This window comes from Gimesia sp., assembly GCF_048260065.1.
Classification (GTDB): Bacteria; Planctomycetota; Planctomycetia; order Planctomycetales; family Planctomycetaceae; genus Gimesia.
This window is the reverse complement of the sequence record NZ_JBLXHC010000007.1, coordinates 250,002-262,938: the sequence shown is the minus strand read 5'-3', so window position 1 is coordinate 262,938 and position 12,937 is coordinate 250,002. Positions and strand designations below refer to the sequence as shown.

The following is a 12,937-nucleotide window of genomic DNA, read 5'->3' as shown; positions in this document are numbered from 1 at the left end:
TAAAACTACTGAGAGGCGTTTTTTCGATTATGGTTTTCCCGAGATCGCATACAGGCGGTCAAACGAACGCAGGTAGATGACTCCGTCGCTGATTGCTGGCGTGGAATAAAACGTGCCCGGCAACTGATTTTCAGCGAGCACATCTCCGTTCTCTGCATTTACAACAGTGCAGAGGCCTTCGATACTCAGAAAGTAGACTTTTCCATCACCGGCAACCAGTGACGAGAAATACTGGCCCTTCATCCGTTTCTTCCAGATGGGTTCGCCGGTCTTCAGATCAAGGCACGTTGCAACGCCGCTCTGGTTGATCATATACAGTTTGTTATCCAGTATCACTGGCGTAGAAGAATCGGGAGTTGCGACATCAAATTTCCAGAGCAGACCTGACTCGGTGATGTTTCCGGACTTCCCGTTCTGAAAGGCTTTGATGTATCCCAGGCCTCCGCCCCCCGGATTTGCGGAGGTCGCAATCACGCTACTGGAATTCGCAATGGGGGCTGCAATGATGCGACCAAATGGACTGGGGATATCCAGGCCGCCTGCAATCCAGAGCTGTTTCCCTGTCTGTGGATCATAGGCATTCACATGATCCGAGCCGGAGACCAGCAGTTCTGTGCGATCGCCGTTTTGATAAATCGTGGGGGTCGAATAAGCGTCGGCTCCATCTTTTTCTGCAGGCAGTTTACGATTCTGTTTCCAGACCTCTTTACCGGTCTGTTTATCAAAGGCGACCACATAAGAAGGACCTTTGGTCATACATGTGACAAACAGCAGGTCGCCCCACAGACGGGGGGTGGAACCCATGCCGAAGGTGATATCGTACGCGCCGTAGTCTTTCACCAGATCCCGTTTCCAGACAGTTTCTCCCGATTCTACATCGAGGCAGACCAGCAGACCTGTTCCGAAGAAAGCCCAGATGTGTTCCTGGTCGGAAATCGGACAGGGAGTGGCGGCGTTGTGACGATGTGCCCAGAGATTGCGGGGACCGGGGGCTGCCAGCGAACCTGCTCCCACCTTGACCTTACGAATCTGTTGACCAATCTTGCGGTCAAATGACAGGATCCAGAGTCCCTCATCGTCCGTTTTGGTCGTGACATCAACCCGGTTGGCAGTGATGGCTGGTGAAGAATTCGCGCGACCTGGCAGAGCTGCTGACCAGAGAATGCCCTGTTCGGCAGACCATTTCACCGGCAGATTCTTTTCTTGAGAGACGCCGCTTCCATCTGCACCCCGAAATTGAGGCCAGGTTTCTGCCTGAGAAAAATCAGACATCAGAAAAATAAACAGGCAAGCCGTGATAGTCAGTCCTGAAAGTCGCATTGAATACTCCGTGGGGAATTGATAGTAAAAGTTGAGTCACTTGAACCGGTGAGACAATGAGTCGGAACTCAATGATAATTTATTCTTCGCGCTGTGGTCGAGTCATCAGGGTCTGCGTTGCTGCTTCCGGAGACTTGCCTTCAAACAGCACGCGGAAAATCTCGGTGGTGATGGGCATGTCCAGGTCTTTTGCCTCTGCGAGATCATATACGCTGCGGGTGGTATTCACTCCTTCCGCGACGGCATTCATACTGCTGATGATTTCATCGAGTGTTTCTCCCTTTCCCAGCCGTTCCCCCAGACTGCGGTTTCGACCGAAGGGGCTCATGCAGGTGGTGATCAGGTCTCCCACACCCGCCAGCCCGGAAAACGTGGTTGGTTCGGCTCCAAAGGCAGAACCGAAACGGTTCATCTCCACCAGGCCGCGTGTCATGATGGCTGATTTGGCATTGTCACCGTATTTGCCGCCGTCACAAATTCCCGCAGCAATCGCAATCACGTTTTTCAGAGCGCCCGCCAGTTCTACGCCGACAATATCCACGTTCGTATAAACACGAAACCGGTCTGTACTGAACATTTTCTGTGTCTGCTTGGCCAGATGAATATCACCACTGGCGGCAACTACACTGGCAGGCAGGCGGCGGGCAATTTCTTCTGCATGACTGGGGCCGCCCAGGGCAACGACAGGTCGGGGGCCAAGTACGTCGGCGATGATTTCACTCGGACGAAAAAATGTTCCCTGTTCAATGCCTTTAATCACACTGATCACGGGAGTACTGTTTTTCAGGTGAGACGCAAGTTTCGTTAGTGCCTGCCTGAGGAACTCGGTCGGAATCGCCATCACCAGATAATCGGCATCCGCGACCGCTTCATCAATGTCAGAAGTAACCTGGATTGAATCAGCCAGAGTCACTCCGGGCAGCAGTCTTTTATTTTCCCGTGATGTCTGCATGTCCGTTGCCACTTCCGGTTTGCGGACCCACATGGAGACTGCAATATCGGGAGATTCACTGAGTAGGGTTGCACAGGCGGTCGCCATACCCCCTCCACCCAGGATTGCCACTTTTGTATCCATAAAACGCTTGTCTTTCTTATTCAGAGAATGATATTCATTCTTCTTTTCAGTTACTCGGAATCCCTCCTGACATGTGCTGCACGACAGGCAGAATACTCATGATCGTAATACCTGTAATATAACGAGAAATACCTGGTAAGCCAAAGAAGACGGAATTATCAGTCGATTGTATTTCTGACAGGAACATTCCGGGCCGAGATTGACTCCCCCATTTTCCCTGCAAAAAACGAGTTTTGCCAAACATTTCCTACGATTCTCATAATCAGAACAGTAGGTGTTTTTGGAAGCGGATTTTAGAAATAACCGCTGCAAATATCAAATTTTTACACATTACCAGAAAACGTAACCTAGGGTTGAACTGGTAAGTCAATCTTCAAGGAGCAATCTCATGAAACCGATCACCGAGCAACAGCCCGCGACTGAGCAACAACCCGCCATTTTTGAGGATCGTCGTCAAAACCGGGACAGTAGCCGTCCGGAGGGAGTGGGTGAACGACGTCAGTTCAGCAATTCCTACAACTCAGAAAATGAGGATGTCAACGAACTGGCACAAGCGATCGACCAGTACAAATTACGTCATCGACGTCGCTTTATTACCTTCGAAGAACTGCATTCTGTGGTCATCGGCCTGGGTTATCACAAATAAACGGCTGTTTTTTACTCGACTGAATTTCAACTCTGACAGCAACAGCTTTGTGCGCTCCGGAAAGGCTTGTCTGTCAGAGCGTCGGGTACCGTCTGTAGACAGATTGTACCCTGTTCTCAGCCACGGAAACTCAATCTTCTTGTAGGCGGCTGTCATCTCTGACGATCGATCAGATCTTCCCGATCTGTCTGATGGGATTCCAGCGCAGGGAAATGACTGATTGCCTGTCGGCAGGTATTTCCGCATGCGTTCTCGTACCAGGGCTTATATTCTCTAGCGTAAGCCTCTAGCTCTGATAGTTTTGCGTTCCGTTTCCCGCTGCAATTGCCTGAATTTCCACTGCGGTCGAGCAGAATTTTCTGTTGAAAATCCCGGAAAAATTCAAACTATTCCTCAAGTTTACTGCTGAATGCCTTCAGATTGATGTTGACCTAATCGCCTGCATTTGGAAAATCCCCTCACTACACCATCCCTACACAACAGAGTTGAGCCACAGCGTGTTGCCGACTCCCCATTCAGACAGAGCACTTCTGCTCGTAAACTGATTAATCCTATATTTGCAGGTCGAACATTGAAAGCTTCCCTTCTTTGTCTTGCCATCGTTTTTTCCGCCAGCTTGAATCTGAGTGCGGATGAAATCACTACCATTTATACGCCCGCAGAAGACTTTGAGGCTATATTTCGTGCACAAAGTCCGCCGCCCACTTATGAAGAAACGGCACCCTACGGCTCGACAATCCCTCCCAATGGTGGTCAGTTTATTGACCCGAATGCACAGCCATACGATCCGAATATGGGGGGAGGCACTCTGTATGGAGCACCTCAGCAGGGGTATGATCCCTTTTTGACACCCGGTTCCGGCGTCGATCCGTATGGAGCTCAGGCTATGCCTGGTGGCAGTTATCCCACCGGGATCAACGGTCCACAGCCTTATCGTTTCGGCTGGGGTTCCCGTTATCAATTTGGATTTTTACCGAAGGTACCGACCTACGTTCAACCAGGGGGAGCACCTGGTGGTAACTTTGGTGTTTTTGAAACCGATGTCGATCTGACCTACACCACACCTACACGTAATGGCTGGATTTTTGCTGCGACCCCCGAGTTTGATTACCGCGGATGGGATGGTCCTCAGAATGTTTCGTTACCTGGAAAAGGGTTCCGCTTCGGCAGTGACCTTGCCTTATCCACCCCGGCAAACGGTCTGTGGAGTGTGCAGCTGGGCTTCACTCCGGCTTTGGCTTCCGACTTTGGTAAGAGTCTGAGTTCCGATGCCTGGCAGTTCGACGGTCGCGTCGTGCTGTTCTTCCGACCTTCTGATACCTGGATGTTTGCCGTTGGTGCTGCATACTGGGACCGTGTTGGCGATTATGTGATTCCTTATGCCGGTATCGTCTGGACTCCCAATGATTTGTGGGAAATCCGTGCCATGTTCCCCAAGGCTCGCGTCAGTCGCTTCCTGGGTAATGTCGGCGATAAGAGTGTCTGGCTCTACGGTAGTTTCGAATACGATATCGAAGCATTCGAAGTCGAACGGGTTGGCGTGAATGGTCGCGACCAGGTGGAATTCAAAGATTACACGATGATGCTCGGTTTGCGTGGCGACAATGGCTGTATGTCCCTGTTCCTCGAAGCAGGGGGTGTTTTCAAACGTGAAGCTGACTTCAAGCGTGGTGGCGGATTTGATATCAAAGACGGTTTCATCGCCCGCTTTGGTGTGCAGTTTTAAGCGAAACCATCAAACCTCTTGTTGAGCGACATGCTGTCAGCCTGTCATCATTCGATACTATATGTCGCGCACCCGTTGTATTGCTGAATAAAGGAAATCCATCGTGAGTCGTCCTGCCGCTGTGATTCTAGCCGCCGGTAAAAGTACCCGGATGAAATCAGAGCTACCTAAAGTTCTGCATCCGGTTCTCGGTCGTCCCATGATTGATTACGTTCTGGATGCCGCCCGTGCCGCGGACTGCGAAAAGATCGTGGTGATCGTCGGGCACAAGGCAGAAGAAGTCAAAGCGGCGCTCGCCCATCACAGTGATCTCGATTTTGCTCTGCAGTCAGAACAAAAAGGGACCGGCCATGCAGTCATGATGAGTGCGGAAAACCTGGCGGACCACGACGGTCCCGTGCTGGTTTTAGCCGGAGATACTCCCCTGTTGAAAGGGAGTTCACTCTCAAAATTACTCGAACTGCAACAGGAACATCAGGCCGCCTGCGTCGTCGGGACTGCCGTGACCGAAGCCAACCATGGTCTGGGACGCATTGTCCGTGATGAATTCGGTCAGTTTCTGAGAATTGTAGAACAGAAGGATGCCACACCCGAGGAAGCAGCGATTGAGGAAATCAATACCGGCTGTTTCGCCTTTGATGGCCGACAGTTATTCAGCGCGTTACAGCAGTTGAAGCCCGATAACAGTCAGGCTGAATATTATCTGACCGACTGTGCCGAAATCCTGCTGAAAGCGGGACAGACGGTGAAGGCATTTCCCGTCTTTGATATTCAGGAAGCAATGGGCGTCAATACACAGGAGCAGCTCGCCGAAGTGGCTGAGATTCTGCAAAATGATTCTGTGGAATAATTGACAGGGTTTTCCCTGTTTCTGCCTTCGTCATTGCCTGTAAATAATGCCTGCGCGTTGGCATTTGAGTCGTTTCATACGAAATCGAAAGCTCATGCTTGACTTATTGCACTCGATAAGCGTGAATAGAGGGTAGACCAGATCGTTCGTGTCTGGCATTGCTCACTTTTGTTCCCGCTACTCTATGTATTGCAATACTGCAGGCATCGTTTTAAATGTATGATCATCTGACTCTTCTCAGTGGACGAGCTCATCCGCAGCTGGCCGGAGAAATCGCAGAATATCTGGGTATTCGGCTCGCATCCGTCGAATTATCAAATTTTCCTGATGGCGAAATCAGTCTGAAACTCAATCAGAATGTCCGTGGTCGCGACGTTTTTATCGTCCAGCCGACCTCGCCTCCCGTGAATGATAATCTGATGGAACTGCTGATTCTGATGGACGCCTGTCGGCGTGCCAGTGCAGAACGTATTACCGCCGTCATTCCCTACTTCGGATACGCCCGTCAGGACCGGAAAGACTCAGGTCGAGTGCCGATCACCTCCAAACTGGTTGCGAATCTGATCAACGAAGCGGGGGCGGATCGTGTGCTGGCGATGGATCTGCATGCGGCACAGATTCAGGGGTTTTTCGATACCCCGGTCGACCATCTGTATGCGGCACCGATCCTCGATCGCTACTTCAGATCGTTGAACATTCCAGACAAAGACCTGGTCGTGGTCAGTCCGGATGAAGGAAGTATCAAGCGTACTCTGCAGCATAACAATAATATTGGCGGCACCCTGGCCATTGTTGATAAACGCCGCAAAAATGCGATTGAAACGCAACAGGCCAATATTATCGGCGGGCCGATTGAGGGCAAAGTGGCTTTGTTGTTTGATGACATGATTTCGACTGGTGGTTCCATCGTCGGCGCAGTGAATGTTGTCAAAGAGCAGGGGGCGAAAGAAATTTATGTGGGGGCCTCACATGCCGTCTTCTGTGGACCCGCCATCAAGTTGCTGAGTGAAGCGCCGATCAAAGAAATCGTCGTCACCAACAGCCTGCCGATTCCCGATCAGGATAAACTTTCCAATTTGCGAACGATTTCCATCGCACCACTGCTGGGCGAAGCCATTCGCCGTATCCATCGAAATGAATCGGTCAGCCATCTGTTCGATTAACTTCCAGTGTGAGTCGAAGACAGTCTGGCAGAAATCGACTCAGATAAAGGACTGCTATGGCTCTGCATGAACAGGACCGCGAAGACCTGATGCGGGAAGCGACAGCATTATTTCCTCGCGCTGAATTTCAGGTTGAACAGGATAACGAGCCTCTGTTCTGGGGGCAGAAGAAAAACGGGCATTTTTCCTTTTACTTCGGCAGTGATCCCGTTTATCAGTTTGATCAGAATGCCTTTCTCCGGCGTGCCTATCTCAACGGACAGCTTTACCGCACTCAGGGGAGCACACTGGCCCGATTGACGCGGCTGCATAATTCTACCGAATCCGTGCTCCAGCGCTATGATCTGAATGAAACCGAACTCTCTGCGTGTCTGCAGGCGATGTCACAGCGTTTTCAGCAGCTGGAACTCATCTGGCAGGATCCTGAGAAAGTCAAATTGGTACAGTCTCTGGCAGAAAGCTCTGATCTGGAATTACACAATCTGATCCACGATCAGATCAGGCAGGTCGTGCAACACTCAGATCAACTGGCACCCCGTATTCGCGGAAAACGCTGAAACAGAAAATGGTTGAAATATGCGGAAACTGATTATCGGTTGTGGTTATGTGGGGATGTCTGTCGCTCAGGAATGGGTGAAGCAGGGGCACGAGGTTTCTGCACTGACACGTTCTGAAGACAACGCACGCAAATTTACCGAGTCTGGCATCCAGCCGGTATTGGGGGATATTACTCAGCCGGAAACACTGCAGGGCCTGCCCGAAGCGGATACGGTACTCTACGCGGTCGGCTTCGATCGTACATCCGACAAATCCCGGCGGGAGATATATGTGACCGGTCTGGAATCTGCGCTCAAAGTCCTCAAACAGCGAACTGAGAAAGTGATCTATCTTTCCAGCACGAGTGTTTACGGACAGACCGCCGGAGAGTGGGTTGATGAAACATCGGTCTGTGAGCCGGAACGGGAAAACGGCCAGATTTGTCTCGAAGCAGAACAGTTATTCGATCAGCACGGTTTTCTGTCAAATGCAGCGTCAAAGTCGAACGGGGCGACCGCCGTCATTCTCAGGCTGGCGGGCATTTATGGACCGGGCAGACTGCTGGCCCGGATGGAGCAGATCAGAGCCGGAGAACCGTTGGCGGGAAATCCTGATGCCTGGCTCAATCTGATTCATCTGACTGACATCGTCCAGACAATCCTGAAGTGCGATACGGAGATTCACCTGGAAGACCGCTATCTGGTCAGCGACAGTCGTCCGATAACCCGGCGGGAGTATTATGAAACACTCGCGCGACTGTTGCAGGCACCTGAGCCCCGGTTTGCCACGGCGGATCCGGGAGAAATCGGCATGAAATCAACCCGATTCAACAGTACCGAGCGTGCCGCTGGTTTAAATAAACGCTGTAATAACAAAAGGTTACGGGAAGAACTCGGCGTTTCATTGACCTTTCCCACCATCACAGAAGGCCTGCCGAATGCCATTGAAAATGGCTGAGTGAGCGGTTCCTCATTATCTGCTCACTTTTGGTTTGATAGTCAACTGTGTATGCTGTGTCTTAACTGTAGGCCTGAAACTGTTTTCGGTTCAAGCCGTAACTGAAGCTCTCGGAATCATTGATTACTCTTAACTTATGCCCAAAACTTACGAAGTCACCCCAGTTGCAGGTCCGATTCAGGGCACTGTCAGACCACCCGGCTCCAAAAGCATCACCAATCGCGCCCTGATTGTGGCAGCACTTGCAGAAGGCACGACTCATCTCACCGGAGTTCTGGACAGCCAGGATACACAGGTGATGATTGAGAGTCTGAACCGCCTGGGCATCAGAGTCGATCATGATCCAGTGACCTGTTCCATCGAAGTGGAAGGCTGTGGAGGCAGGATTCCCAGTCACGAAGCTTCGCTCTGGCTGGAAAACAGCGGAACCAGTATTCGTTTTTTAACCGCGATGTGTGCGGCCGGTGAAGGTGAGTTCGTACTGGATGGCAACACGCGAATGAGACAGCGTCCCATTCAGGATCTGGTCAACTCGCTCAAACAGCTGGGCATTGATGTCGATTGTGCAGAGGAGACAGGGTGTCCGCCAGTTTGTGTGAAGGCACACGGATTGCCCGGTGGAGAAACAACGATTGCAGGTAATGTTTCCAGCCAGTATCTGAGCGCGCTGCTGATGGTAGCTCCCGCGGCACAAAGCCCGATTACAATCACCATACAGGGAGAGATGGTTTCAAAACCGTATCTGGATATCACACTGGGGGTCATGGCGCAATTCGGCGTGACCATCGATCGACTGCAGGAGTCGGTCTGGCGGATTCAACCACAAACCTATCAACGACCAGTTGCCTATGACATCGAGCCGGATGCTTCTGCTGCCAGCTATTTCTTTGCTGCTGCGGCAATCACCGGTGGTCGGGTGACGGTCGATGGATTGAACCAGGATGCCCTGCAGGGGGATATCAATTTCATTCGCGTTCTCGAAGACATGGGCTGTGAAATCAAACGGGAACGCAACAGCATCACCGTTCAGGGGAAACCGCTGCACGGGATTGATGTGGATATGAACGATATCAGCGATACTGCCCAGACACTGGCCGCAGTCGCTCTGTTTGCTGAGGGGCCAACAACCATTCGTAATGTGGGACATATTCGGCATAAAGAAACCGATCGCCTGTATGCCATTGCCACGGAAATCAAACGCATGGGGATTCAGGTAGAAGAGACCGAAGATTCGGTTACCATTTATCCTGGCCCGATACAACCTGCGACCATCGAAACGTACGATGATCATCGCATGGCCATGAGCTTTGCGCTCGTGGGTTTGAAGGTTCCCGGGATTGTGATTGCTGATCCCGACTGTACGATCAAGACCTACCCCCGGTTCTTTGCTGACCTCGAACTCTTGTGCGGTCAGACATCGTGAAAAAGAAAAACGTCTGGCAGCAGAATGCCTCAGCCGAAGACGCTGATGCCTTGCCAATACCGCAGTATTTCCGTTCCGCTCGACAGCTGGCATTTTTCCTGGTGGAAGAATACCGCCGCAGTGATCAGTTCATCTCCGATTCCATGCAGCAGTGGGAACGACGGATTGACCTGTCTTCCGCAGACTGGCGGCTGGCCATGGAGATCAGTATCGGCGTGGTTCGCAGGCAGCTGACGCTGGATACGATTATCGAAAGTCAGCTCACACGTCCGCGCGAAAAAGTGGAAGCACCTCTCTGGACACTGCTGCAAATCGGCGTTTACCAGCTGGTGATGCTCGATCAGATTCCCGATCATGCGGCTGTTTCCGAAACCGTTGAACTGGCCGGTAAACTGCATCGTGTACGCTGGAAAAAAATGGTTAATGCGATCCTGCGGTCGATTACGCGGCTCATGACTGAAGATACAGCGACCGAACCGCAGTCGAATGCGATCCCGCTCAGCGCCGAACGTTACCGCTGTTTTTCCGTAGGCCTGTTTCCGAGTCCCATCGCGGATCCAGCCGGCTATCTTTCAAAAGCCTTCAGCTTCCCGCTGCCGGTCATCAGAGACTGGCTGGACCGTTTTGGAATGCAGCAGACCATGCAGATCGCGCAGTGGTTTAATCAGCGCAATAAACTGTATCTGCGTGTCAACGCGTTACAGACGACCCGCGAAGAACTACTGGAGGAACTGCAGGCAGAGGGGATTCAGGTCAGTCCGGGAGACGAACCACAGTCAATTCGACTTGAAGAGTCGGTGGCGATGGAAAATCTCGTGGGGTTCTTAGCGGGAAAATTTACGATTCAGGATCAGTCGGCGATGGCTGCAGGGAATCTCTTAAATCCGCAGCCGGAAGAAACGGTCTGGGACATGTGTGCGGCACCCGGAACAAAAACAACTCATCTGGCGGAATTGATGTATAACCGGGGAACGCTGATCGCCACTGATGTTTCCTATGACCGTCTGGAGAAGATCGAACAGAATGCCTCGCGACTGGGACTGACCTGTATCGAGACGCACCTCGCGAATCAATCCGATGCAGAATGGTCAGCGCAGCAGTTCGATGCAATTCTGGTCGATGCCCCCTGTTCGAATTCCGGGGTCCTCGGGAAACGCCCCGAAGCCCGTTGGAGACTGGATGAAGTTTCCCTGAAAGAATTGAATCAGATTCAGCGTGATCTCCTGGAGCGTGCTTTTCAGCAGTTAAAGCCGTCCGGCAGGCTCGTGTATTCGACCTGTTCATTCGATCCACGTGAAAATGAAGACCTTCTGCAGGAAGTCCTGCAGAATCATCCGGAGCGTAAACTGGTGCGGGAAAATCGACATCTGCCTGGCAGCCCCTGTGATGGCGGTTATCAGGCACTGATTCAGTAATTACTTTATGTGATTGTGTGTACACTTTTCTGGTGGTCGAAAGTGTTAAGATATAGCATGATAGCCGGAAAACAGGCGAAACAGGCGTTAATGGTTGCCGTTTGCCTAAACAGATTGTAAGATTCGGGTTTATGAAATTTGGCAATAGCTTGTGTGAATAAACTCTATTGTCTGCTTCCATCTGCGCGCCTGCTGCAATAAAGGAAAATAGTGTGAGTGTCGACGAATTAATTGACGTAAAAGGTGTTTTGCAAAGCTCTGAAAGTGTAGGCTACTCGGACATAGAGCGATTATCACACATTGTCTGCTCTGATCAGGTTTCAGAGTTGAACAATGAAGTGCAGGCGCTGGTCCGCAGTATTTCAGAAGGCCAGGCTTCAGCCGGACTGAGCGCCCGGGCTGGCATCGCCCTGCATCTGCTGGGAAAACACAAAGAAGCAGTCACTGAACTTGAAAAAGTACAAGACAATGCAACGGCCTGTTTTTACCAGGCGGTTTCGCTGATTGCTCTGAAACGATATGCCGAAGCAGATCAGAAGCTGGAAGCGGCTGCCAAGCTGGGCTACGACTCCATCGAATGTTCTCTGCGAAGAGCAGAAACACTGCGTCTGGTTGGAAAACTGGATGATGCAGAATCTGTTCTGGGTACGATTTCCAAAGACGCTGCCGGACGTGCTGAATATTCTTTCCAGATGGGATGTATTCGCTCAGACCGAGGCGATCTGTATGGCGCGATCGAATACTTCGAACGTGCCGTCGATATGGATCCACGTCACTCACGTGCGATATTCCGACTGGCCGGTGAAAACGCTTCTCGTGGAAACGATGAAGATGCCATTCGTCTGTATGAGCAGTCTCTTTCCAGTCCTCCCTTCTACCTGGGAGCGATTCTGAATCTGGGACTGTTGTACGAGGATATGGAAAACTATCCTGCTGCCGCATTCTGTTTCCGTCGCATTCTGGAAGCAGATCCCAATAACGAAATGGCTGCGATGTACCTGAAAGACATCGAAGCTGCTGACAACATGTACTACGACGAAGAAACAGCACGCAACGAAGCCCGCATGAAACAGCTGCTGGATCGTCCTGTGACTGACTTCGAACTTTCTGTCCGCAGCCGCAACTGTCTGCATGCGATGGATATTCATACGCTGGGTGATCTGACCCGTGTCAGCGAAAACGATCTGCTGGCTGGTAAGAACTTCGGTCAGACATCACTCGATGAAATTCGTGAGATGCTGTCTTCATTCGGTCTGCACATCGGTCAGAATCTGCATGAAGCATTGGGAACCGAAGGCGGCTATGCTGCTCTGCCTCCCGAACTGGCAGACAACCCTGCAACCGAAAAGCCAATTTCCGATCTGGGGCTTTCCGTTCGTTCCAGAAAGTGTATGTCCCGTCTGGGGATCGGCACCATTGGCGAACTACTGCGTCGCAGCCCGGATGAATTGCTGGCCAGCCGAAACTTCGGTGTGACCTCGCTCAACGAAATTCGGGAAAAACTGACCGAGATGAACCTCAAACTGCGAAACGATTAGTCTTTCACAGACGGTTCCGGTAAATTCAGGAACAGCGGATTGTGTATGAACAGTGCAGGCACAATCCGCAACCTGTGAATTCCAAAGATGGCGATTTTCTCTCAGAGAAACTCTTGCCAGAAGTTGAGAGATTCAATACACTTCGTTCGCCGGGCAGCACTGGGAAACCAGTGAACCCGAGTTGGGCTACTGTGTCTAAAACAACAGCATTTACATTACCCGGTAGTGTAATGGTAGCACAACAGATTTTGATTCTGTTAGTCAAGGTTCGAGCCCTTGCCGGGTAA

The 12,937-nt window shown here is 51.3% G+C and carries 11 protein-coding genes and 1 tRNA gene; 10 read left to right on the top strand and 2 right to left on the bottom strand.

Features of this window, described 5'->3' with window-relative positions:
- Window positions 1-27 precede the first annotated feature (27 nt).
- Both ACN0YN_RS15460 and ACN0YN_RS15455 read right to left on the bottom strand, forming a co-directional pair.
- A complete protein-coding gene (locus ACN0YN_RS15460; protein WP_417385918.1) occupies window positions 28-1,320 on the bottom strand; it encodes a PQQ-binding-like beta-propeller repeat protein in 1,293 nt (430 codons plus the stop codon).
- 79 nt (window positions 1,321-1,399) lie between these two features.
- Window positions 1,400-2,395, bottom strand: a complete 996-nt coding sequence (locus tag ACN0YN_RS15455) for an NAD(P)H-dependent glycerol-3-phosphate dehydrogenase (protein WP_417385917.1) — start codon at window positions 2,393-2,395, stop codon at window positions 1,400-1,402.
- A 388-nt stretch (window positions 2,396-2,783) separates the two neighbouring features.
- Between ACN0YN_RS15455 and ACN0YN_RS15450 the strand changes: the two genes are divergently transcribed.
- The 10 genes from ACN0YN_RS15450 to ACN0YN_RS15405 all read left to right on the top strand — a co-directional run bounded on the left by ACN0YN_RS15450 (window position 2,784) and on the right by ACN0YN_RS15405 (window position 12,937).
- Window positions 2,784-3,041 carry a hypothetical protein gene (locus ACN0YN_RS15450; RefSeq protein ID WP_417385916.1) on the top strand — a complete coding sequence of 86 codons (258 nt, stop codon included), beginning with the start codon at window positions 2,784-2,786 and terminating at the stop codon, window positions 3,039-3,041.
- Between the two features lie 571 nt (window positions 3,042-3,612).
- On the top strand, window positions 3,613-4,767 hold the full coding sequence (locus tag ACN0YN_RS15445; protein ID WP_417385915.1) for a hypothetical protein: 1,155 nt from the start codon (window positions 3,613-3,615) through the stop codon (window positions 4,765-4,767).
- Window positions 4,768-4,870: 103 nt separating this feature from the next.
- Entirely contained in the window at window positions 4,871-5,617 is a 747-nt protein-coding gene (locus ACN0YN_RS15440; RefSeq protein ID WP_417385914.1) for an NTP transferase domain-containing protein, read from the top strand.
- Between the two features lie 215 nt (window positions 5,618-5,832).
- Window positions 5,833-6,780: a ribose-phosphate diphosphokinase gene (locus tag ACN0YN_RS15435; protein ID WP_002643954.1), complete on the top strand. Its 948-nt coding sequence runs from the start codon at window positions 5,833-5,835 to the stop codon at window positions 6,778-6,780.
- 56 nt (window positions 6,781-6,836) lie between these two features.
- Window positions 6,837-7,337, top strand: a complete 501-nt coding sequence (locus ACN0YN_RS15430; protein ID WP_417385913.1) for a hypothetical protein — start codon at window positions 6,837-6,839, stop codon at window positions 7,335-7,337.
- Between the two features lie 19 nt (window positions 7,338-7,356).
- Window positions 7,357-8,274 carry an SDR family oxidoreductase gene (locus tag ACN0YN_RS15425; RefSeq protein WP_417385912.1) on the top strand — a complete coding sequence of 306 codons (918 nt, stop codon included), beginning with the start codon at window positions 7,357-7,359 and terminating at the stop codon, window positions 8,272-8,274.
- Window positions 8,275-8,410: 136 nt separating this feature from the next.
- Window positions 8,411-9,697 (top strand): 3-phosphoshikimate 1-carboxyvinyltransferase, encoded by a 1,287-nt coding sequence (gene aroA, locus ACN0YN_RS15420; RefSeq protein WP_417385911.1) that lies wholly within the window; start codon window positions 8,411-8,413, stop codon window positions 9,695-9,697.
- Window positions 9,694-11,112, top strand: a complete 1,419-nt coding sequence (gene rsmB, locus ACN0YN_RS15415; RefSeq protein ID WP_417385910.1) for a 16S rRNA (cytosine(967)-C(5))-methyltransferase RsmB — start codon at window positions 9,694-9,696, stop codon at window positions 11,110-11,112. Before aroA ends, rsmB begins: the two co-directional genes overlap by 4 nt.
- A gap of 212 nt (window positions 11,113-11,324) precedes the next feature.
- The gene (locus tag ACN0YN_RS15410) at window positions 11,325-12,650 is read left to right on the top strand and encodes a DNA-directed RNA polymerase subunit alpha C-terminal domain-containing protein (protein WP_417385909.1); all 1,326 of its coding nucleotides are present in this window, start codon (window positions 11,325-11,327) and stop codon (window positions 12,648-12,650) included.
- A 216-nt stretch (window positions 12,651-12,866) separates the two neighbouring features.
- A tRNA-Gln gene (locus ACN0YN_RS15405) sits at window positions 12,867-12,937 on the top strand.